Consider the following 23087-nt stretch of genomic DNA (forward strand, 5'->3'; position numbering starts at 1 on the left):
CCGTTTAGTAAACGGAGCTTGTTTTAATGGAAGAACAAGACAAAATAACATGATGACTGCCTTGCTCCAGCGCCTTTCTCATTACATTTGGCTATTTATGTAATTAACCGCGTCACCAACTGTAGAGATCTTTTCAGCATCATCGTCAGAGATTTCAGTGTTGAATTCGTCTTCTAATTCCATCACAAGTTCTACAACGTCAAGGGAATCAGCACCTAGATCATCTTTGAAGGATGCTTCGAGAGTTACTTGGGATTCGTCTACACCTAAACGGTCAACAATAATTTTTGTTACACGTTCTAACACATCTGCCATGCTCGTTCACCTCCCCTCAAGCAATTATAGATGATTTTATTTAAATAATAAACGCTTATCGACAATTTTTAAAGAAAGCAGGGGCCCCGGCAATCACATCACCATTCCGCCGTCGACATGGATTGTCTGCCCGGTTATATAGCTTGTGTCATCCGAAGCAAGGAAGACGACTGTCCTTGCAATATCTTCCGGCTGGCCGAACCTGGCGAGAGGGATTTGCTTAAGCATTTCATTTTTCACATCTGCATCAAGCTTGTCTGTCATGTCAGTGGTAATGAAACCCGGTGCGACTGCGTTGACAGTGATTCCCCTGGAGGCAAGCTCTTTTGCCGTCGTCTTTGTCAGGCCAATAACGCCTGCCTTGGCTGCAACATAATTGGCCTGGCCAGGATTGCCGCTGACCCCGACGATGGAGGAGATATTGATGATCCGGCCGCTCCTCTGCTTCATCATTTGTCTTGTGACTGCCTTTGTGCAGAGGAAAACACCCTTCAGGTTTGTATTAATGACATCATCCCATTCGGATTCCTTCATCCTCATGAGCAGGTTGTCTTTTGTAATTCCGGCATTATTTACGAGAATATCGAGTTTTCCAAAGGTGTCAATCGTCTCCTTTACAAGAGATGCAACCGATTCAGGGTTGGATACATCAGATTGGACGGCAATCGCTTCCCGGTCCATAGATTTAATTTCTTCAACCGCTTCGAGTGCCCTTGCTTCACTGCCTGCATAATTAACGACGACATTGGCTCCTTCCCTTGCGAGTTCAAGGGCAATTTCCTTGCCAATCCCTCTTGACGCTCCGGTGACGAGAGCCACTTTACCTTCCAGCTTCATTTTGTCTCCTCCTTCAGGGCCGCAACGGCTGTTTTGCAGCTTTCTTCATCAAAAACGGGCAATGTAGTGGCTGACCGGCTGATTTTTTTAACAAGCCCGCTCAAAACTTTACCAGGCCCGATTTCCACAAACGTATCAACACCCAAATCCAGCAATTTTTGGACTGAGTCCTCCCAGAGCACGGGGGAATACAGCTGTTCAATCAGCTTCTGTTTGATCTCCGAAGACGATTGCATCGGTTCTGCGGTGACATTTGCGATAACCGGAATCTGCGCGGCCCTCACGTTTATGCCTGCTAAAACATCTTCAAACTGTCCTGCGGCCGGTTTCATCAAAACGGAATGGAAAGGGCCGCTGACATCGAGGGGAATGACACGTTTTGCCCCGGCTTCCTTCGCTTTGACGGAAGCTTCGTCAACACCTTTTCTTGAACCAGAAATGACTATTTGTCCAGGGCAGTTCATATTTGCCAGCCCGACAGGATACCCCTGCGCTGTGACGCGGTCCGTAACGGCTGATAATGTTTCCCGGTCCAGCCCAAGAACAGCAGACATCGTGCCTTCACGGTTAGGCACTGCTTTTTCCATCAGCTCTCCCCGTTTACGGACTGCGTAAACACCGTCTTCAAATGTAAGGGCGCCTGCTGCAACTAGGGCCGAGTATTCTCCAAGGCTGTGGCCAGCAACATAATCCGGTTCGATCCCGGATCCCCTGAAATATTCCAGGATGGCAATGGATGTGGTCAGCAGGGCTGGCTGTGCGTTAACTGTCAAGGTCAGCGTCTCCTGGGGCCCTTCAAAAATAAGGTCGCTTAAGTTTTCCTGGAGCACTTCATCTGCCTTTTTGAAAACGGCCATTACTTCTTCATGTGATTCTGCAAGCGCCTTTCCCATTCCGGCAGCCTGCGATCCCTGCCCTGGAAAAATAAAAGCAATTTTACCCATGTATAATACCCCTCCTGCCTGATTTTTATTTTTGTATCAACTTTGGCTGGCTTTCGATTGCTTTTTTTATCGTTCCTGAAACATCGTTCTGGACCATTTCCCGTGCCTGGCGGATAGCGTTATATACAGCATTCGCATCAGATGAACCGTGGGCTTTGATGACCGGGGCCTTTAGGCCGAACAGACCGGCGCCGCCATATTCCGAATAATCCATCTTGTTCTTGAGGACGGTTAAGTCAGGTTTAAGCACCGCTGCGGCAAGCTTACTTTTGAGACTGGCCGTCAGTGCAGATTTAAGCATTTTAAACACGGACATAGCTGTGCCTTCAATTGTCTTGAGCACCATATTGCCGGTAAAGCCGTCTGTTACTACGACGTCGGCTGCTCCTTCCAGAAGCTCCCTGGCTTCAACATTCCCTACAAAATTGATGTCCGCTTCCTGCAGCAGGGAAAAAGCCTGCTTGGTGAGCTCATTTCCTTTTTTCGCTTCGGTACCTATATTTAAAAGGCCGACTCTTGGCTGCTTGATCCCTCTTGCCTTCTCGGTGTAAATCGACCCCATGATCGCGTACTGCAGCAGGTGCTCAGGCCTTGCATCAACATTTGCACCGACATCAAGGAGCAAAAAACCTTCTCCGCCGATTGTCGGCAATGTCGGGGAGAGCGCAGGACGTTCTATACCCTCGATCCGGCCCACCACAAACAGTCCGGCAGCCATCAATGCCCCTGTATTCCCGGCTGAGATACAGCCGTCCGCTTCCCCTTCTGCTACCTGCTGTGCAGCGAGCACCATGGAGGCATTTTTCTTTCGCCGTACAGCCCGGACAGGCTCATCGGTTCCTAAAATCACTTCTTCTGTATGTATGATTCCGATTCTTTCTTCATTGGAAAGATGTTCACGAATCTTTGGCTCGTCCCCAACCAGAGTAATCGAAATGTCATTAAATGCCTGTACAGCTTTCATTGCTCCAAGGACGATTTCTTTAGGGGCGTTGTCACCGCCCATTGCATCTATCGCTAATTTCAATGGTCTCATCCCTTATGTTTATTTTTTGGACCGGTACATCTGAAAATCACCTTTGAATACAAGTTCGGAATTCACATAACTGCTTACTTCAACGGTTGTTCTGCCTGTATCTGCATCAATTCTTGTGACCCTTGCCTTGGCAATGACCCGCTCGTTTTCCTTCACGGATCTAGTGAACTGGATACTCGCCTTTGCCGTCAATGCGAGTTCATCATTGATGACCGCGACTGCGAGGGAGTTTGCCTGGGCAAACACATGATGCCCTCTTGCGATGCGGTTTCTTTTAAAGACATGCTCCTGTTTCACATCGAAAATCGAAATCGCGCTCTTGTCCAATTCTATGTCAATAATTTCACCAATCACTTCTTCAAGCGGCAGTGACCTGACTTCATCCTCAATCCGCTTTTCCGCCACGCTTTTTATGCGTTCCCTCAGTTCGGGAATCGACAATTCCAGGCGGTCCAGCCTGATTGTCTGAATGCTCACTGTAAATTTCTCTGCCAGCTCTTCATCTGTGATAAATGGGTTTTCTTTTATCGTCTCAGCCAGCAGCTGCTGCCGTTCCCGTTTATTCCGCTTCATATTTCAACCACACCGTCCGTGATATTATGACTAGGTACTAAAAGTAGTATATGGTTAATAAAAATAGATTGTCAATAAGAAAAGTGGTCTATATAAACTCGCTGGGCATTGGAACTGGGCAAAAGAAAAGCGCTCTCCCTTGTTTGGGGAAGCGCGTAACCTATCAATCCAGCTTTTCACCCGCAAGTGCCCCGGTCTCTTCAAGGTAGCTGCGCAGTTGAGCGTATTTTTCTGATCTCCAGAAAACTGACGACTGGATTAACGCCGCTGCATCATTGCGGGCAGTCTCGAGTGCCCGGTAATCATGCACCATGTCAGCTATTTTAAACTCGGGAAGGCCGCTTTGTTTTTTTCCGAAAAAGTCGCCCGGTCCACGGAGCTCCAAATCTTTTTCACTTAATAGGAAGCCGTCATTCGTTTCTGTCATGATCCTCATTCTCTCTTTTCCGACCTCACTTTTCGGGTCTGCGAGCAATATGCAATATGACTGTTCTGTGCCTCTTCCTACCCGGCCCCGAAGCTGATGCAGCTGGGCCAGGCCGAATCTCTCAGCATCATAGATTACCATAAAAGTAGCATTGGGCACATTCACGCCCACTTCCACAACTGTCGTAGAAACGAGGACTTGTACCTCATTGCGGCTGAATGCTTTCATCACATGGTCTTTTTCATCTGAGGCAAGCCGGCCGTGCATCAGCCCAACCTGATAGCGATTATTGAAATACATAGTTAACGTATGGTGGACATCAATGGCGTTTTGGACATCAAGCTTGTCAGATTCCTCAATCAACGGGCAGATGACATATGCCTGCCTGCCTTTTGACAGCTCCTTTTCCATAAATGCCAACACCCGGTCAAGCATTTCCTGTTTGGCCCAGTATGTTTCGATTGTTTTGCGGCCCGCCGGCATTTCATCCAGCACGGAAACGTCCATTTCACCAAAAACAGTGATGGCCAGTGTCCTCGGAATGGGAGTGGCAGTCATGAAGAGCACATCAGGATTGATCCCTTTTTCGCGAAGCACCCTGCGCTGCTCGACACCAAACCGATGCTGCTCGTCAGTTATAACAAGGCCAAGCCTGTTGAATATGACCTCATCCTGGATCAAGGCATGTGTTCCAATGAGGATGTGGATCTCACCTTGTTTTAATTGCTCGAGAATCTCCCTGCGGCGCTTGCCCTTGACCGAACTGGTCAGCAATTCCGAGCGAACCCCGAATGGAGACAGCAACGCTTGCAGTGACTCGGCATGCTGCTCGGCAAGGATTTCTGTCGGCACCATCAGTGCGCCCTGAAAGCCGGCGGTAACACTGGCAAATAAAGCGATGGCCGCCACAACGGTTTTTCCGGATCCCACATCGCCCTGAAGCAGCCGGTTCATCCGGTAAGGGGATTTTATGTCGCTCAATATTTCGGTCATGACTCTTTTTTGTGCTCCAGTAAGCGGAAACGGCAGGCTGGCTATAAACTCATTCAGCCTTGCATCATCATAATCCTGCTCCACACCTGCTGTCTGCTCGCGTTCGAGCTTACGCAATGACTGCATTTTTAATTGGAACAGCAAAAACTCTTCATAAACAAACCTTCTCCGCGCCTGCTTTACGTCATCTGAAGACAAGGGCAGGTGCAAGGCCCGGAGAGCATCCTTCCTGTTCATCAATTTATACTGCCGTAATAGTTCATCTGGCAGTATCTCTGCCATAGCGCTTCCAAACTGGGAGAAAGCCTGGGTTATATACCGCCTCATGCCTTTTACAGTGACCTTGCCTTTAAGGGCATATATCGGTTCAAATTGATGGCCCCCGGCGTAAGTACCTGATTTCATTTCGCTGACATTGATCGTCTGCCTGTGCTGGTCCCACTTTCCGGTCACTGTGATGGTATCATTGACTGAAATCTTTTGCTTCAGATAGGGCTGGTTGAAAAAAACAGCCAGCACGAGATAACGGCCAACGAGCAGCCTTACTGTAAGCCGCGATTTTTTTCTCCCATAATAGACTAGAGAAGGCTCACCGTGAACCTTCCCTTCAACCGTCACCTTTTCATCATGTTTTACTTCTGCGAGGTCACGTAGGCGGTAGTCCTCGTAACGATATGGAAAATACTCAAGGAGGTCCTTGACCGTATAAATATTCATTTCCGAAAGAGATTCGGCTATTTCTTCACCGATGCCTTTTACGGCGGTAACTGGCTGTTTCAATTGATCATCCACGTTTATCAAGCGGTATGCCGAATATTTTCGCTTCCAGTTCCCTGCCTGTCGGCGTAGCCGCTAACCCTCCCTGTGCCGTTTCTCTTAGCGCAGAAGGCATTGTCTGGCCGATTTTGTACATCGCGTCAATTACTTCATCACAGGGAATGCGGCTTGTGATTCCTGCCAGGGCCATATCAGCTGCCACCATGGCGTTGGCCGCCCCCATGGCGTTCCGTTTTACACATGGAACCTCAACTAGTCCGGCAACCGGGTCACAGACAAGTCCAAGCATGTTTTTCAGGGTGATAGCCATGGCTTCTGCGGATTGTTCAGGGGTTCCCCCCGCCATTTCAACGATCGCTGCCGCAGCCATGCCCGATGCTGATCCAACCTCGGCCTGGCAGCCTCCAGCCGCCCCAGAAATCGATGCGTTATTTGCAACCACAAAGCCAAAGGCTCCGGCAGCGAACAAAAACTCGACCATTTGCTCACGAGTCGGGTTCAATTTATGTTTAACAGCAAACAACGTCCCGGGGACAACACCTGCAGAACCTGCGGTAGGTGTGGCACAAATTGTTCCCATTGCTGCATTGACTTCGTTGGTTGCCACAGCTTTGCTGACTGCGTCCAAAATGGTCGCACCGGATAAAAAATTGCCTTTTTCAATATATTTTTGCAGAAGCACAGCATCTCCCCCGGTGAGGCCGGAATGAGATTTGACCCCCTTTATCCCTCTTTCGACCGCCTGCTCCATCACTTCAAGATTTTTTTCCATCATGGAGATAATGTCTTCCCTGGAGCGTCCGGTGACTTCCATTTCCTGCTCGATCATAAGCTGTGATATTTTCTTGTTTTTGCTTACTGCAAGTTCTACCAATTCGGCCACATTTCGAAACACGAAGGTATCCTCCTATCTATATGAAAGCGCTAACATATATTCTCTTAATCAACTATTTTTGTAACCTGGAGAATGTTAGGCAATTGTTCCACCTGTTTAATAATTTCTTCATCGATGTTTTGGTCCACTTCGATTGTCATGAGGGCCAACTGGCCTTTTTCCCGGCGAGAGACCTCCATATGGCCGATATTGATTTTATGGCTCGCCAGAATATTGGAGACCGCTGCAATTGCCCCGAAACGGTCATTATGCACAACAAGGATTGCCGGGTGGTGCCCGGACAGTTTAAGTTCAAAGCCATTTAGCTCGATGATTTCAATTTTCCCGCCGCCGATGGAGATACCGACGAGCTCCAAATTGCCCTGTTCATCGCCAATCGTTACCCTGGCTGTGTTTGGATGGTCGGTGATTGCATCTTCTTCAATGAAGCTGACTTCCATTCCGGCTTGTTCCGCTATCTCTATGGAGTTTCTGATTCTTTCGTCATACGTATCAAAGTCCAACAGGCCGCCGACAATTGCCACATCTGTTCCATGGCCTTTATACGTCTTTGCAAATGAACCGTAAAAAGAAATATGCGCCCATTTCGGCTGTCTTCCGAACAGGCTCCTGGCGACTCTGCCAATTCTGGCAGCTCCGGCCGTATGAGAGCTCGACGGTCCGATCATGACCGGTCCGATAATATCAAAAACACTCCTGTATTTCATGTCTGATCTCCCCCTGGATGCATTTTGCATCCGAAAAAAAGATTTAAATACATAAATAGAAGGGGGTTCCCCTTCTATTTTGAGTTTTACAATATGAATGTATAGTCAACCAGGAAATTTGTCCAGCCTGATGTATGCTGAATAAAAAAATCCTCTCTTACTCGATTGCAAAAATAAACGCATATAGAGGCTGTCCACCATTATGCACTTCGACTTCAACGTCCTTGAACTCTTTTTCAACGAACTCAACCAGTTCGTCCAGGTCTTCCGTTGAAGCATCTTCCCCCTGCAGGATAGTAAGGATTTCAGTATCCTCGTCAAGCATCTGGGAAAGGAGTTCTTTTGCTGCGCTCAGCTTATTTTTATCCTTCAAGATGATTTTCCCGTCAGCTATCCCCATAAAATCGCCTTTCGAGATTTCAAGTCCGTCAATGCTGGTATCCCTTACTGCAAACGTTAATTGGCCTGTCTTTACATGACCAAGAGCATCTGTCATTGCAGCTGCATTGCTGTCCAGTCCAGCTGCCGGATTAAAGGCCAACAGTGCAGACATTCCCTGCGGGACGGTTTTTGATGGAATGACGGCTACTTCCCCTTCTGCCATCTCAGCGGCCTGCTGGGCAGCCATAATGATGTTTTTATTATTGGGAAGGATAATGATTTTCCGTGCATTCACTTCTTCTATTGCTTTTACGATATCTTCAGTGCTCGGATTCATTGTCTGCCCGCCTTCAATTACCGCATGCGCACCAATGCTCCTGAACAGGTCGGCTATTCCGCTTCCCATTGACACTGTGATAATGCCGTATTCCTGCTTCTCCTTCTTCGCCTCTTTGGCATCGGTCCTGAGCGGACTGGTTTCCCCGACGATGCTGGAATGCTGTTCACGCATATTTTCTATCTTCATTTTTATCAGGCTTCCATATTTCTGGCCGTAGGACAACACTTCTCCCGGCTGTTCGGCATGTATATGGACCTTGACAAGATCATCATCGGAAATAACGAGGAGAGAATCACCAAATTGGCTTAAATCCTGACGGAACTGTTCTTCGGAAAATGGCTTTCCTTCAAAAAGTTTTTCATCCAGTTTGACCATGAATTCGGTACAATAGCCAAATTCAATGTCTTCAGTATTGATATGGCCTTGGACACTTCTGTGGTGCTCGGCGTTGACGAGTTCATTCATGTCTGGAAGCGCAGCTGGCGAGTCAGGAAGTTTTTCTCCCTTTAATTCAGCAAGAAAGCCTTCATACACCAGCACCAGTCCCTGTCCGCCGCTGTCAACCACGCCAACCTCTTTTAGCACTGGGAGCAAATCAGGGGTTCTGTTCAAAGAAGCCTTTGCTTCTTTCAGGACATCCTCCATTAAAAGGACGAGATCCTCCCTGGTTTTCGCGCTGTGCACCGCTTTTTTGGCGGCATCCTTAGCAACCGTTAAAATGGTTCCCTCCACAGGCTTCATGACAGCTTTGTACGCTGTTTCAACCCCTGCTTCAAGTGCTGCTGCGAAATCTTTCGAAGAAACGGTCTGTTTTTGTTCGATGTATTTGGCAAAACCCCTGAACAATTGTGAAAGAATGACTCCCGAATTGCCCCTGGCGCCCATCAAAAGGCCTCGCGCCAATGCTGTACCGACCTTGCCGATATGATCGTGGACGTTATTTTTAACTTCCTTTGCACCTGAAGTCATTGATAAATTCATGTTTGTCCCGGTATCTCCATCAGGAACAGGAAAAACGTTCAATGCATCGACCATTTTGGCATTCGCCGACAAATGGTTGGCGCCCTGGATGACCATTTCCGCGAAACGTTTTCCGTCTAGAACTTTAATTGACACAAACCTTTCCTCCTCACTACGGGTTCGTTACACGAACTCCCTGAACGTAAATGTTTACCGAGTCAACAGCCAGTCCAACTGTTTTATCAAGAGTGTATTTTACTTTGGACTGAACATTGTTGGCAACCTCGGAAATTTTCGTTCCATAACTAACAATAATATACATATCAATATGTACTTCTTCGTTTTCCTGGCGAACGACTACTCCGCGGGTGAAATTTTCTTTCCGCAAAATATCGGTTAATCCGTCTTTTATCTGATTTTTGGAAGCCATCCCGACAATGCCGTAACAATCAACTGCTGCACCGCCTGCAATCGTGGCAATTACATCATTTGATATATCAATTTGCCCGTATTTCGTTTTTAGCTCGATGGACATGGATCGTTCCCCCTTTGGAAAATTGCACGTGGCTACAGCTATTTTACTATAGACGTCATTTTTTTAAAAGTCATTCTGCCCCCATCTTATTATTGAGCAAGAATCCGCGGCATATGTCAAGGTTTTTTTCTTGAAAGACTTATCCGTAACTATTGCATTCGGTTTGGTTGTGTGATAAATTATTAAAGTGCCTTTTGATGTCAGGGACTCGAATTTACTATTTCATTCGCAGTTCTTGCAATCATGCAAAAAATTGCATCAAAAATAGCTTAGCTTCTGTTAGTTAGGAGGGAAATAAATATGCCACGCAAATGTGTAGTGACTGGTAGAAAAACCCGTTCAGGTAACGCACGTTCCCACGCTATGAATGCAAACAAGCGTACTTGGGGTGCAAACCTTCAAAAAGTTCGAATTCTTGTAGACGGAAAACCAAAGCGTGTTTGGGTTTCTGCAAGAGCTCTTAGATCCGGAAAAGTTGAACGCGTGTAATACGCTGACACCCATTGTTGGGTGTCTTTTTTCATCTTTGCCCTTTATGGCCGCTTTTAAAAACAATAAAAAGCACCCTTTCGCCGGGTGCCAATTATTTTCCAGGAAGCTATGCCTGGCATCGATATGGAATCTACATTATCTTTTCAGCCTTTTTTAAAAGCACCCAACATAGCACGGACGAGGCCGCCCAGGAATTTGGGCAGCTTGATTGTATAGAATTTCATAATGTCCCTCCTCACGTCTCTTGCAAACCCGCCTTGATTTTTCCTCCCTTGCTATCCTATTCAAAGCTCACTGTTATTTGTGCATAGAACTTTTCAGTCACTGCTCCTTACCACCAATAATATGCCTTCCTCAAATGAAAAAGTACCATAATCGCTTATAAGTTCATTACTTATACATAGTGTTGAGCCGAGAGGAATATTACAACCATTTAGTGGATATTTGAACCCTTTCAGGGTGAGCGCTGATACGGAAGGTGTCACAGCGACAAAAGAAATGTATTTGCGGCTGGGCATTTTTGCGATGGAATGCACACCAGGCCCTTTTACATAAATATGGTTATTGTTGTCTATCATTTCTATCTCTGCATCGAGATTCTGCAACAGGGGCTTAAGGAGAAGCTGGATGTTGGCAAGCAAATGGTCCAGCCTCCCTCCCGTCGCCCCGAACAGGCGGATTGTCCCTGCATCCTGTTCAAGCGCCCAATTGATTGCGAGCTCCATGTCTGTTTCATCCTTTTCAGGCTTGAATCTTATAAGGTTGGTTACTTGCCGCTCGATTTTCAGCCATTCTTCGTCTGTGACTGAATCGAAATCACCGAATGCATATTGAGGCTCTATACCTGCATCAAGTAAAGCGAGGACCCCTTTGTCCACCCCGACCCAGATTGTGTTCTCCTGCTTGTACGCCCGTAAATCGGGGACGAATTCAGGCGGTCCCCCCGCCATAATATGTATGTTCATCGAGTCACCCGTATTATATTTATTGAAAAAGGCCAACCAATGAACGGCTGGCATTCTCTTATCCTCGTAATGCTTCAATTGCCTCTTTGCGGTCGGCCTTGTTGTACACTGCGGAACCGGCGACAAGCACGGTTGCTCCTGCTTCCACACAAAGCCTGGCCGTTTCTTCATTCACGCCTCCGTCTACTTCGATTTCCACATTGATTTCCTTCGCGGCAGCCATTTCCTTTACCTGCCTGATCTTTGGAAGTACTGACGATATGAATTTCTGCCCGCCAAATCCGGGGTTTACCGACATCAAGAGTACCAGGTCAACCTCCTCGATCACATGCTGGATCGTATCAACCGGCGTGGCAGGGTTTAATACAACTCCTGCTTTAATGCCATATGACTTGATTAACTGGATTGTCCTGTGGAGATGGCGGCACGCCTCCACATGGACGGTAATGTAATCTGCACCGGCTTTTGCGAAAGCTTCAATGTACATATCCGGATTTTCGATCATCAAATGGACATCGAGCGGAAGCTTTGTGTGCGGCCTGATAGCTTCCACAATGAGCGGCCCGATTGTTATGTTGGGGACAAAATGGCCGTCCATTACATCAACATGGATGTAATCGGCACCTCCCTGTTCAACATCCTTGATCTCTTCACCCAGCTTTGAAAAGTCCGCGGACAAAATGGAGGGGGCTATTTTTATCATAATTAATACCTCGGCTTCCTGTCTTTTATTTCCTGTAGAAAATCCTTGTAATGGATATAGCGATACTCTGGAATTTCGCCTTGTTCCACCGCCTGCTTAACGGCGCATTTGGGCTCCGCCATATGGAGGCAGCCGCGAAACTTGCATTCCTCACTTTTCCTCTCTATTTCAGGAAAGCAAAAGTTCAACTCTGCCGCCTCAATATCCGTAAATTCGAGCGAGCTGAAGCCTGGCGTGTCGGCCAGGAGCCCGGTTCTTACTTTTATCAGTTCAACATGCCTTGTCGTGTGTTTTCCACGTCCAAGATGAGACGAAATATCATTTGTCTTCAAATCCAGTTCGGGCTGGATTGCATTGAGCAAGGACGACTTGCCAACCCCGGACTGGCCGGAAAAGACAGAGATTTTCCCTTCTAGGTAGGGGTGCAGTTCTTCCAGGCCGGCAGCTGTCTCGGAGGAAGTCAAAATCACGTTATAGCCAGCATGCCGGTATTCTGATGCATATTTGTCAATCTGTGCCTTTTCCTCGTCATCGATCAGGTCCATTTTGCTGATGACAATAAGAGGCTCGATGTGGTTGTATTCAACCAATACAAGAAACCGGTCAAGCAGGGAGGTGCTAAAATCAGGCTCGACGGCTGAGAATACGAGGATGGCCTGGTCCACGTTCGCGATCGGCGGCCGGACCAGCTCATTCTTGCGCTCTTTCACTTCAAGAATATAGCCTTCAGTATCATTTTCCGCCTGGAAAACGACGTCATCGCCGACGAGCGGGGTCACCTTGTTTTTACGGAATACACCCCGCCCGCGGCATTGGACAATCCCTTCCTGACCTAAAACATAATAAAAACCGCTCAGCGCCTTAATAATTTTGCCCTCTGGCATAGCCACACTCCTTGTTTTTTATTCTTCCGGATACTCGATTTCATCTTCGTCTGTTACTTGGCCGTCCACCATTACTTTGTATGCTCCCGTGCCCCCGGGTGCAATGCGGAATTCCAGCACCCTTTTTTCAGTCTGCGTGATTTCGAATGTCTGGTCTGGCACATTTATGTTCCTGTTCATGTCCTGAATATAAATCTGGACTGTCTGGGGCAGGCCATTCTTCGTTGCGTCATATGGAATGCCAATATCCCTTGTGACTGTTTTTGGGTTGGCCTGCTTACCCTTAGATAACACTACGGAAACTGTACTGTTCTTTGCTACTTTTGTGCCAGGCTGAGGATCCTGGGTGAGTACATGTTCCTTGTCAATCGTATCATGGAATTTTTCCCCGACAACTTTAAGTTTAAGCCCGTTTGCTTTTACATATCCCTCTGCACTGATGTAATTAAAGCCGGTCAGGTTCTCCAACTCTACCATTTCCGGACCTTTGCTGACCGTGAATTCCATATCTGTCTCCCCGGGAACCACTTCTTCCCCGGCCTCTGGATCCTGTTCCAGAATTGTTCCTGCCTCGCTGTCATCAAACACTTCGTTGGCTGTAACGCTGTTAAAACCCTGCTCTTTCAGACGGCGCTCAACATCCTCAAAATTCCCGTCAACATAATTGGAGAGCGTTACCCTTTCTTTGCCGCTGCTGATATAAAGCTTGATTTCACTGCCTTCGTTGGCCATCCTGCCAGCGTTGGGACTGGTCCTGATGACATCGCCTTCCGGAATTTCTTCATGGCTTATTCTTTCTTTTTCCCCTATTTGAAAACCTGCAAGCGTCAGCTGCTCAACGGCGTCAGCGAGCTCTTCGCCGGCGACATCTGGAACCTTGATTTCCTTTGGACCCAACAGATCGGGACCAATAGTGACAAGGAGGGTCCCGAGTATAGCCATGAGCGCAAATACAAATACTAAAATAAATGGCCATTTTTTACGTTTCTTTTTCTTGTCCGGCTTTTTGTCATAGGGCTTGCCTGATGTCTGGCCGTTGTCTCTTCCGTGGATAAGTGTCTGGTCCAGGTTTTTGCTTGTCCTGTCGTCAGTGATGACCGGGATCGCCTTTGTCGCATCGTCATCTACAGGAATTGCAAACTTCGGTTCATCCAGCCTGTCGGGATCAAGGGCTGACCGTAAATCCTCCTCCATTTGATACACATCATCATATCTGTGGAATGGATCTTTTGCAGTTGCCTTAAGCACAATATTTTCGACGCTTTGCGGAATGTTTGGATTCCATCTTTTTATTGAAGGTGTTTCTGTCTGCAGATGCTTCAGCGCAATCGAAACTGCTGATTCCCCGGAAAACGGCAGCCTTCCTGTCAGCAGCTCGAACATCACGATCCCAAGTGAATAAATGTCAGATTTTTTGTTGGCCATGCCGCCCCTTGCCTGCTCAGGGGACAAATAGTGTACAGAGCCAAGGACTGAATTGGTCTGGGTAATGCTCGTTGCGCTCAACGCCATCGCGATGCCGAAATCTGTCACTTTGACAATTCCATTTCCATCAATCAAAATATTGTGCGGCTTGATGTCCCGATGGACAATATGGTTATGGTGTGCATGCGAAATCGCGGAGGTCAACTGATTCATTATGTCTATTGTCTCCTCGACGGACAGAGGAGCATTTTGGTGTATGTACTGTTTTAAAGTCTGGCCATCTACATATTCCATCACAATGTAATAGAGGCCATCTTCTTCACCAACATCATAAATGCTTACGATATTCGGATGGGTCAGGCTCGTCGCGGATTGCGCTTCCCTGTGGAACCTCCTGATGAATTCCTCGTCGTTCGCAAAGTCCAGGCGGAGCATTTTGACGGCCACATCCCGGTCAAGAATCATATCATGGGCCAGGTAAACATTGGCCATCCCGCCTCCGCCGATCATGTCGAGAATTTTGTAGCGGCCGCTGATTCTTTTTCCAATGATCATGTTTTTCACCTGCCCTCGCTGTCTAAATATCCGACGATGGCCAGGGTAATATTATCCTCGCCGCCGTATTCATTTGCCTGGTTGACTAGTTCGAATGCTTTTTCTTCCAGCTCTGAATTCCGGTTCAGGATTTCCTCCATCTCTGCGGGATTAACTTTATTGGATAAGCCGTCTGAGCACAATAAAAGCAAATCGCCCTCTTCAAATGTGATTGTTTTGATATCCATTTCAACCATTTCTTCTGTTCCAAGGGCCCTGAGCAGCACATTTTTGCGCGGATGGTGCTCTGCGTCCTCCCTTGAGATCTGGCCGGACCGGACAAGTTCGTTCACAAGCGAATGGTCCTCTGTCATCTGCTTAAACCCAGTTTCATTCAAAATATAGCAGCGGCTGTCCCCAATGTTGGCAACGGTTGCAAACAGCCTTGTACAAATGGCCGCCACAATCGTGGTACCCATCCCGTCACATTCCAAATTTTTCCTTGAATGCTCAAGGAGAAGCTTGTTCACTGTTAAAATTGAATTATTAAGCCATGCTGCTGCTGCTTCTGCTGTATGGATCTGTGATGACTCTTCCCAGAAACCCTTTAAATGACTGACCGTCATCTCGCTGGCTACATCACCGGCACGGTGGCCGCCCATGCCATCAGCTACGATGGCAAGGCGCAAACCGTCCTGGTTGATGAAAATTCCGCCATTGTCTTCATTATGCAGGCGGATTTTCCCCCTGTCTGTCATGAACACAGCATTCATTCATTTTCACCTCGTCTCTTCTTTCCTCTCCTTGGCCCGAAGCTGTCCACATGCTGCATCGATGTCATGACCTTGTTCGCGGCGGATCGTTACGTTCACCCCGCGGTTTTTTAATGCCTTTTCAAATTTGAAGATTTGTTCCCTTGGTGTCCTTACATAATCCCGCTCAGGCACATAATTGACAGGTATGAGGTTAATATGGCATTTTAAGCCTTTCACCAAATCCGCAAGTTCTTCAGCGTGTTCGACCTGGTCATTGACCCCGCCGAACAATCCGTATTCGAAGCTGATGCGCCTGCCTGTTTTGTTGACATAGTACTTGACAGCCTCCATCAAGTCGGGAAGCTTGTATGCACGGTTGATTGGCATGAGCCTGCTTCTTAGCTCCGAATTTGGGGCATGCAATGAAATCGCAAAATTGATCTGCATGTTTTCATCAGCGAATTTGTATATTTTCGGGATGATGCCGCTTGTCGATACGGTAATATGGCGCGCACCGATGTTCAAGCCTTTGTCATGGTTGACAATTTTTAAAAACTTCAGCATTTCGTCGTAATTGTCGAATGGTTCGCCAATACCCATTATGACGATGGAATTGACCCGCTCATCCGTTTCATCGAGGGCCTGTTGTACTTTTACGACCTGGGCCACGATTTCCCCTGCTTCCAGATTTCTTTTTAGCCCGCCGAGTGTCGATGCGCAGAACGTACAGCCGATCCGGCACCCTACCTGGGTCGTCACACAGACAGAATTTCCATATTCATGCCTCATCAGCACGGTCTCAATCGTCACGCCATCGTTCAGCTCAAACAAAAATTTGATTGTCCCGTCCGCTGAAGTCTGCTGTACGGCGGTGTTGAGCGTTGTCAGCGTAAAGCTTTCTTCAAGCCGGTCCCGAAATGACTTCGACAGGTTAGACATTTCCTCAAACGACGTAACCCTCTTACTATAAAGCCAGTCAAAAATCTGCTCGGCGCGAAAAGCTTTTTCGCCGTTTTCCTTCAGCCATTCCTTCATTTCATTGAGCTGAAGCGAATAAATCGAAGGCTTCCTGGTTTCTGCAGTTGTTTTCGTCTTCAAATTTGGTTGTACCAAGCTGTTACACCTTCTTTCTTAAACATGCAATGTAGAACCCGTCGGACCCAATGTCCTGGGGCAAAAGCTGAAAATCATATCCACGGATCAGGGAACGGACTGCCTCGGGCATCCTTGCCGCAAGGCCTTCATCCCCTTCAAAGCCTGGATTTTCTTGTAAAAACCGTTCAACCACTTCCTGGTTTTCCGAGCGGTCCACAGTACACGTACTATAGACAAGTGTTCCTCCCTTTTTCAGCAGGGGGGAAACAGATTCGATCAGGGTGAGCTGTATCGCCTGCAATTGCGATAAGTCTGATTCTTTTTTAGTATACTTCATGTCGGGCTTCCGCCGCATCACCCCGAGGCCTGAACATGGCGCGTCAAGCAGGATCCGGTCAAAAGTTTCTTTTTCAAAGTGTTCCGGTGCCTTCCTGCTGTCCATTTTCGTTGCTTCTATGTTGGAAAGGCCAAGGCGTTCCGCATTGTCGGCAATCAGCCTCACCTTATGCTCATGCAGGTCAAGCGAAATGACTTGTCCAGTACCCTCTAGCCGCTCTGCAATATGGGAAGACTTCCCGCCAGGGGCAGCGCAGGCATCCAGGATCCTTTCCTCGTTCTGCACATCAAGAGCATAGGCTGCCAGCATTGAGCTCTCATCCTGAATGGTGATCAATCCTCTTCTGAAGGCATCCGAGGAAGCAAGATTCCCCCGCAGGCATTTGATTGCTTCAGGGATAATTGGGCTAGCCTCAACCGAAAAGCCCTCTTCCTCAAGCAATGCCAGGCATTCGTCCCTCGTTGTTTTAGTTAAGTTGACACGCGCAGTCTGGAGAGGTGCTGTCAGATTGATTTCACACATCTCTTTCGTCCTGTCAAAACCAAACTGCTCCACCCAGCGTTTAACGATCCAAAGTGGATGGCTCGTTTCTGCCGCAATCCTTTCAGCCGGGTCTTTCAATGAATCAAATGAAGGGAGCCCTTCCCTTTGGATGCTGCGCAGGACGCCATTCACAACACTGGCAATTCCTTTGTGTCCGCGACGCTTCGCTATCTCGACTGCTTCAAAAATGGCAGCCCTGTCGGGGATCCTATCCAGGTAAACCATCTGATAGACGGTCAGCCTGAGCAGCTGCATAACCCACTTCTCAAGCTTCCTGTTGTTTTTGATGAACGGATCCAGATAGAAGTCGAGTGTCATCCTGCGCTGGAGGGTTCCATACGTCAGCTCGGTGAGCAGGCCGATGTCCTTCTTGCTGATCTCATTTTTTTCAATCGTGCTGTTCAGGAGCAAATTGCTGTACGCCTGGTTTTTTTCTACTGCTTCCAGCAGCTCCAGTGCAGCTTCCCTCACATTCTTTTTACCCTTCATGCTGCTCTCCTAACTTAATGCCGATTAATGCGGATGAATCTGTTCCACTGAGGAAATCGCGGGCCGCCATCCGTTTCTTTCCGGCAGGCTGCAATTCCGTTATTTTAAGGGCTGTGCCATTCCCGCTTGATACGATAAAACCATCAGTATGGATGCGAACGATTTTTCCTGGTTCAGCATTTTCACTGTGCTGCACTTTTTCAGCTGCCCATATTTTCATCACATCGCCATTAAACGTCGTATAAGCTATAGGCCATGGGTTCATACCGCGTACATGGTTGTAAATTTCCTCACCTGTCCTGGACCAGTCGATCCTTTCCTGCTCCCGTTTGATATTCCTGGCAAACGTTGCCTCGTCATCGTTTTGCTGGACAGGCACAATCTCGTCTTTTAAAAGGCGCGGGATTGTCTCGGAGAGGAGCTGTGCCCCGGCAGCGCTCAATTTCTCAAACATGGTGCCGACATTGTCGTTTTCAGAAATCGGCACCTCTGTCTGGGTCAAAATATCGCCGGCATCCAGTTTCTCAGCCATATACATGATCGTAATCCCTGTTTTCTCTTTCCCTTCCATGATCGCATAATGGACAGGGGCTCCGCCGCGCAGTTCCGGAAGCAGTGAGGCGTGCACGTTAATACAGCCGTATTTAGGCGCGTCCAGCAGCTCCTTGGGCAAAATCTGGCCAAATGCTGCCGTGACGATTAAATCGGGTGCAAGAGCCAGGATTTTGTCCAGTTCTTCCTTTTGGCGGATTTTTTCCGGCTGGTAAACCGGAATTCCCTGTTTTTCAGCTTCGACCTTCACTGGAGGAGGCGTCATTACCCGTTTTCGGCCGACCGGCCTGTCCGGCTGTGTGACAGCCGCAATTACATCGTAGCCGTCTTCTATAAGCTTTCTCAGGACAGGTACAGAAAAGTCGGGTGTACCCATAAACACTATTTTGATCATTCGCTGTACAGCTCCTCCAATTCTTCTTCTTCAATATACTTTGTCACTTTAGAAGTGAACAGGATGCCGTTCAGATGGTCGATTTCGTGCTGGACGGCCCGGGCGAGGAATTCCTCGGCTTCCAATTCAAATGTTTTCCCCTTCCGGTTTTTCGCCCTTATTTTCACCGAATACGGACGTGTCACCTCTCCATATAATCCCGGGAAGCTGAGGCATCCTTCTGCACCTGTCTGTTCTCCCGAGGATCCAATGATTTCAGGGTTTATCATTTCTATGGTCCCCTCTTCACCATCAATATCGACAACGGCAATCTGTTTATTTATCCCTATTTGCGGTGCTGCAAGACCAACTCCGTCATTTTCAACCATGGTGTCATACATATCATCCAGGAGCTTTCCCAGCTTTTTATCAAAAACAGTGACTGGTTCACATTTCTGCTCCAGGACATCTGCCGGATACATTACGATTTTACGAACTGCCAAATGCTATTTCCTCCATTTATGTCTATATAGTTGATTTTCCACCAAATAAAACACTCTCATACGTTTACATCAAAATATAAGGATTGACATCAACCGAGATTTGCAGGCGCCCTGACGCAGTCTCTTGCTGGTACCTGTCAAGCATGGTTTTGAGTGCAACGTCCAGCTCGGGTTCCCTCTTGTATTTTATCAGACATTGGTAACGATATCTATCGTTGATCCGAGGTATCGGCGAGGCCACCGGACCGAGGACGACCGCTTCAGCGGACAGGCGCGACGCAATGAACCTGGTGATTTTTTCAGTCACCGAGACTGCCTTCATGAGGTCTTCATGGCTGACTGTTATTAATGTGAGGTAATAAAATGGCGGATACTTATGGATTTTCCTTACCATCATTTCTTTTTGATAAAAACTGTCAAAATCCTGGGTGCCCGCCAGTTCGATGCTGTAATGTTCCGGTGTGTATGTCTGGATGGTGACCTCGCCGGGCAGATGATGCCTCCCCGCCCTTCCGCTGACCTGAGTTAACAGCTGGAATGTTTTTTCGGACGAACGGAAATCCGGAAGATGGAGCATCGTGTCAGCAGACAGGACACCGACCAGGGTGACATTCGGGAAATCAAGGCCCTTCGCTATCATCTGCGTACCAAGCAAAATATCTGCCTGCCCTTCCTGGAACGCTGTCAGCATCTTTTCATGGGCCCCCTTGCGTCCGGTCGTATCTACATCCATGCGGATCACCCGGGCATGCGGAAGAATTTTTGCGAGCTCTTCCTCAACCTTTTGCGTTCCCGTTCCAAAATAGCGGATATGCTCACTTGAACATTCCGGGCAATGACCGGGTACGAGCGCCTCATACCCGCAGTAATGGCATTTCATCCGTTCATTTGAACGGTGATACGTAAGGGTGATATCACAATGAGGGCAATTGACGACATAACCGCAATCGCGGCACATGACAAAAGAGGAATGTCCGCGTTTATTTAAAAACAGCACCGTCTGTTCCTTCTTTTCCAGGCGGTCTTCAAGCATCTGGAACAGCTTCCTGGAAAACATCGACCTGTTCCCGGCCCTCAGCTCCTCGCGCATATCGATGATTTCTACCGCAGGCAGCGGCTGGTCATTCATTCTTTTTGGCAAAGTGAGCAGAGTGTAGCGCCCTTTATGAGCCCTTGCGAACGATTCAAGTGAAGGGGTAGCACTGCCCAGGACAACAGGGCAATTATGAAAAATTCCCCTTTCAATGGCGATATCCCTGGCATGGTACCTTGGATTATCCTCCTGCTTATAACTCGTCTCATGCTCTTCATCAATAATGATAATTCCGAGATTTTCAAATGGGGCAAAAACAGCAGACCTTGCGCCAACGACGACTTTGACTTCCCTGCGCTGTATTTTGCGCCATTCGTCATATTTCTCCCCTGCTGACAGCCCGCTGTGCATGACGGCCACCAAATCCCCAAACCGTTCCTTAAACCTTTTCACCATCTGGGGTGTCAGCGAAATCTCGGGAACGAGCACAATCGCCTCCTGCCCCTTATCCAGCACCTGTTGAATGGATTGCAGATACACCTCGGTCTTGCCGCTGCCAGTCACGCCATAGAGCAAAAAAACTTCATGGCGGTTATCTTCCACGGCTGAAATGACAGGGCCAATCGCCTGTTCCTGCTCATACGTCAGCGTTAGTGGCGCAGTTTTTTCAAATTCCCGTGATAAAAATGGATCCCGGTAAACCTCCGTGTGTTTTTCCTTCAAAATGCCTTTATGGACCAATGCTTTCACAGATGCAGCGGAAATTCCCGGCTGGGAGTTGATGAACCTTAATTCTACCGGTTCAGGGTGAGCAATGAAAAAATCAAGTACGGCTCTCTGCCCCTTTGCCTGGGCCGTCAGCTTTTCCTTTTGCTCATTGAGCATTGCGGCTTCAACTGCGGGGTAAATATGTTTCAGGAGTTTTTTTCTGACCCGCTCCCTCACCTCATAAACAACTTCTATCATGCCTTTGACTGCTTCCTTTTGCAGCAGAGGCACAAGCCCTTTCTCTGCCGCAGCATCCCAGTTTACACTTTCACTGTTCTGAAAAAGCTCCTGGACCTGTTCCGGGAGTTCTGACACAATGGTGTTTTGAGAGAGTACTATTTTCTTTTCGTATTTTGCCTTTAAAGCAGCCGGAAGCATGGCCTGATACGCAGAAATCCGGTAGCAGAGGATTTTGGAAGACATCCAGTCCCCAAGTGCAAGGAGCTCATCCGTCAACACCGGAGTCAGATCCATTACATCTTTAATTTCCCTCAACTTATCGTAGGTGGATTCATTTTTTACTTCAGTGACGAAGCCCTGGATATTCCGGGGGCCGAACGGGACGATTACCCTGACACCCGGCCTGATGATTTCTTCCAGGTGCTCAGGGATTGTATAGTCGAATGTTTTATCTGTCTGTTTCGCGGGCACGTCTACGATCACACAAGCTATGCTCATTCACGGTCACCCTTTTGCAATAAAATCGCAATTTCAGAGAGCAGCCTTTTCGCCACCTCATGCTTTGGCATCAGCGGCAGATTGAGCGGCTCCCTGCCACGTGTAAATATCGATACAATATTGGTATCTGTGCCGAATCCTGCACCGGCTTTTTTGACATTATTCGCTACGATCATATCAGCATTTTTCCTGATCAGCTTTCCGCGGGCGTACTCTTCGACATTGTTCGTCTCGGCGGCAAAGCCGACCAGTACCTGGTTTGTTTTTATCTTGCCGAGCTCAAATAAAATATCCTTTGTCCGCTCCAATTGAAGCGACTGTTCCCCGTCCTGCTTCTTCACCTTTTCAGCGGAAACTGTTTTTGGCCGATAATCGGCAACAGCAGCCGTCTTGATGACAGCGTCTGCTTCATTGAAGCTGTCCATTACCGCTTCATACATTTCTTCCGCACTTTCAATATACTTGACTTCGATACCTGCCGGGGCTTCCAGGCTGACCGGACCGGAAATTAAAATGACTCTGGCGCCCTGCTTTGTTGCTTCTTCTGCGATGGCATATCCCATTTTTCCAGTTGAATGGTTGGAAATGAAACGGACCGGATCAATTTTTTCCCTTGTCGGGCCCGCTGTAACCACGATTGTTTTCCCGTCCAGCAGCCTTTGTCCCCCGGCAAAAAACTGTCCAATCAATTCAACAATTGTTTCTGGTTCCTCCATCCGTCCTTTTCCTACATATCCACAGGCGAGGTATCCTTCTCCCGGTTCGACAAATTGATACCCGAAGCTTTTTAAGGCCTCCATATTCTTGGTTACCGCTGGATGGGTGTACATGTGCACATTCATCGCCGGGGCAATCCACACTGGTGCTGTAGCGGCAAGTATGGTGGTGGTTATCATGTTATCGGCTATCCCGCTGGCAAGTTTTCCAATCGTGTTGGCAGTGGCCGGTGCCACGAGGATCAGGTCGGCCCAGTCGGCAATATCGATATGGGCGATCACTTCGGGATGATTTTCATCGAAAGTGTCTGTATAAACTTCACTGCGGGATAGGGCCTGAAACGTGAGTGGAGCAACGAATTTTGCGGCAGATTCAGTCAAGATGACTTTTACGGCAGCCCCTGCCTGCGTCAGCTTGCTCGTAATGGCTGCTGCTTTATAAACTGCGATCCCGCCAGACACGCACAATAAGATTTTTTTACCTTGCATCATATTTGAACCCCCAATTCCGCTCATTCAACA

General features: G+C 47.9%; 23 protein-coding genes. 1 reads left to right on the forward strand and 22 read right to left on the reverse strand.

Annotated elements, in window-relative coordinates; genetic code table 11:
- Positions 1–81: 81 nt before the first annotated feature.
- From CVD19_RS07425 to CVD19_RS07470, 10 genes are all read right to left on the reverse strand, one after another.
- On the reverse strand, positions 82–315 hold the full coding sequence (locus CVD19_RS07425) for an acyl carrier protein (RefSeq protein WP_101581221.1): 234 nt from the start codon (positions 313–315) through the stop codon (positions 82–84).
- 93 nt (positions 316–408) lie between these two features.
- Positions 409–1152, reverse strand: coding sequence for a 3-oxoacyl-[acyl-carrier-protein] reductase (gene fabG / locus CVD19_RS07430; protein WP_101581222.1), 744 nt, complete (start codon positions 1150–1152; stop codon positions 409–411).
- Entirely contained in the window at positions 1149–2096 is a 948-nt protein-coding gene (fabD, locus tag CVD19_RS07435) for an ACP S-malonyltransferase (protein WP_101581223.1), read from the reverse strand. Before fabD ends, fabG begins: the two co-directional genes overlap by 4 nt.
- 25 nt (positions 2097–2121) lie before the next feature.
- Positions 2122–3123 (reverse strand): phosphate acyltransferase PlsX, encoded by a 1002-nt coding sequence (plsX, locus tag CVD19_RS07440; RefSeq protein ID WP_101581224.1) that lies wholly within the window; start codon positions 3121–3123, stop codon positions 2122–2124.
- A gap of 18 nt (positions 3124–3141) precedes the next feature.
- The gene (gene fapR / locus CVD19_RS07445; protein WP_101581225.1) at positions 3142–3705 is read right to left on the reverse strand and encodes a transcription factor FapR; all 564 of its coding nucleotides are present in this window, start codon (positions 3703–3705) and stop codon (positions 3142–3144) included.
- A 163-nt stretch (positions 3706–3868) separates the two neighbouring features.
- Positions 3869–5917 carry an ATP-dependent DNA helicase RecG gene (gene recG, locus CVD19_RS07450; protein WP_101581632.1) on the reverse strand — a complete coding sequence of 683 codons (2049 nt, stop codon included), beginning with the start codon at positions 5915–5917 and terminating at the stop codon, positions 3869–3871.
- Entirely contained in the window at positions 5910–6797 is an 888-nt protein-coding gene (gene sdaAA / locus CVD19_RS07455) for an L-serine ammonia-lyase, iron-sulfur-dependent, subunit alpha (protein ID WP_101581226.1), read from the reverse strand. The genes recG and sdaAA overlap by 8 nt, the downstream gene beginning before the upstream one ends.
- Before the next feature lie 44 nt (positions 6798–6841).
- The gene (gene sdaAB / locus CVD19_RS07460; RefSeq protein WP_101581227.1) at positions 6842–7504 is read right to left on the reverse strand and encodes an L-serine ammonia-lyase, iron-sulfur-dependent subunit beta; all 663 of its coding nucleotides are present in this window, start codon (positions 7502–7504) and stop codon (positions 6842–6844) included.
- 157 nt (positions 7505–7661) lie between these two features.
- Positions 7662–9341 carry a DAK2 domain-containing protein gene (locus tag CVD19_RS07465; RefSeq protein ID WP_101581228.1) on the reverse strand — a complete coding sequence of 560 codons (1680 nt, stop codon included), beginning with the start codon at positions 9339–9341 and terminating at the stop codon, positions 7662–7664.
- A gap of 16 nt (positions 9342–9357) precedes the next feature.
- A complete protein-coding gene (locus CVD19_RS07470; RefSeq protein WP_101581229.1) occupies positions 9358–9720 on the reverse strand; it encodes an Asp23/Gls24 family envelope stress response protein in 363 nt (120 codons plus the stop codon).
- Between the two features lie 300 nt (positions 9721–10020).
- Here CVD19_RS07470 and rpmB point away from each other — a divergent pair, with 300 nt between their 5' ends.
- Entirely contained in the window at positions 10021–10209 is a 189-nt protein-coding gene (rpmB, locus tag CVD19_RS07475) for a 50S ribosomal protein L28 (protein WP_101581230.1), read from the forward strand.
- Between the two features lie 146 nt (positions 10210–10355).
- Here rpmB and spoVM read toward each other — a convergent pair whose 3' ends face one another.
- The 12 genes from spoVM to coaBC all read right to left on the reverse strand — a co-directional run bounded on the left by spoVM (position 10356) and on the right by coaBC (position 23057).
- A complete protein-coding gene (gene spoVM / locus CVD19_RS07480) occupies positions 10356–10436 on the reverse strand; it encodes a stage V sporulation protein SpoVM (protein ID WP_003348972.1) in 81 nt (26 codons plus the stop codon).
- 93 nt (positions 10437–10529) lie between these two features.
- A complete protein-coding gene (locus tag CVD19_RS07485) occupies positions 10530–11177 on the reverse strand; it encodes a thiamine diphosphokinase (RefSeq protein WP_101581633.1) in 648 nt (215 codons plus the stop codon).
- A gap of 58 nt (positions 11178–11235) precedes the next feature.
- Positions 11236–11880, reverse strand: coding sequence for a ribulose-phosphate 3-epimerase (rpe, locus tag CVD19_RS07490; protein ID WP_101581231.1), 645 nt, complete (start codon positions 11878–11880; stop codon positions 11236–11238).
- A 2-nt stretch (positions 11881–11882) separates the two neighbouring features.
- Positions 11883–12764 carry a ribosome small subunit-dependent GTPase A gene (gene rsgA, locus CVD19_RS07495; protein ID WP_101581232.1) on the reverse strand — a complete coding sequence of 294 codons (882 nt, stop codon included), beginning with the start codon at positions 12762–12764 and terminating at the stop codon, positions 11883–11885.
- 18 nt (positions 12765–12782) lie between these two features.
- Positions 12783–14744 carry a Stk1 family PASTA domain-containing Ser/Thr kinase gene (pknB, locus tag CVD19_RS07500; RefSeq protein WP_101581233.1) on the reverse strand — a complete coding sequence of 654 codons (1962 nt, stop codon included), beginning with the start codon at positions 14742–14744 and terminating at the stop codon, positions 12783–12785.
- A gap of 5 nt (positions 14745–14749) precedes the next feature.
- Positions 14750–15496, reverse strand: coding sequence for a Stp1/IreP family PP2C-type Ser/Thr phosphatase (locus tag CVD19_RS07505; protein ID WP_101581234.1), 747 nt, complete (start codon positions 15494–15496; stop codon positions 14750–14752).
- Between the two features lie 6 nt (positions 15497–15502).
- Complete coding sequence (rlmN, locus tag CVD19_RS07510; protein ID WP_101581235.1) at positions 15503–16591, reverse strand: 23S rRNA (adenine(2503)-C(2))-methyltransferase RlmN; 1089 nt, start codon at positions 16589–16591, stop codon at positions 15503–15505.
- Positions 16592–16595: 4 nt separating this feature from the next.
- The gene (gene rsmB / locus CVD19_RS07515; protein WP_101581236.1) at positions 16596–17942 is read right to left on the reverse strand and encodes a 16S rRNA (cytosine(967)-C(5))-methyltransferase RsmB; all 1347 of its coding nucleotides are present in this window, start codon (positions 17940–17942) and stop codon (positions 16596–16598) included.
- Positions 17932–18888: a methionyl-tRNA formyltransferase gene (gene fmt, locus CVD19_RS07520; RefSeq protein ID WP_101581237.1), complete on the reverse strand. Its 957-nt coding sequence runs from the start codon at positions 18886–18888 to the stop codon at positions 17932–17934. Before fmt ends, rsmB begins: the two co-directional genes overlap by 11 nt.
- On the reverse strand, positions 18885–19370 hold the full coding sequence (def, locus tag CVD19_RS07525; RefSeq protein ID WP_101581238.1) for a peptide deformylase: 486 nt from the start codon (positions 19368–19370) through the stop codon (positions 18885–18887). The genes fmt and def overlap by 4 nt, the downstream gene beginning before the upstream one ends.
- A 64-nt stretch (positions 19371–19434) precedes the next feature.
- Entirely contained in the window at positions 19435–21849 is a 2415-nt protein-coding gene (gene priA / locus CVD19_RS07530; protein ID WP_101581239.1) for a primosomal protein N', read from the reverse strand.
- On the reverse strand, positions 21846–23057 hold the full coding sequence (coaBC, locus tag CVD19_RS07535; protein WP_101581240.1) for a bifunctional phosphopantothenoylcysteine decarboxylase/phosphopantothenate--cysteine ligase CoaBC: 1212 nt from the start codon (positions 23055–23057) through the stop codon (positions 21846–21848). The genes priA and coaBC overlap by 4 nt, the downstream gene beginning before the upstream one ends.
- Between the last annotated feature and the right edge of the window lie 30 nt (positions 23058–23087).

Source organism: Bacillus sp. T33-2 (assembly GCF_002860205.1).
Taxonomy (GTDB): domain Bacteria; phylum Bacillota; class Bacilli; order Bacillales; family Cytobacillaceae; genus T33-2.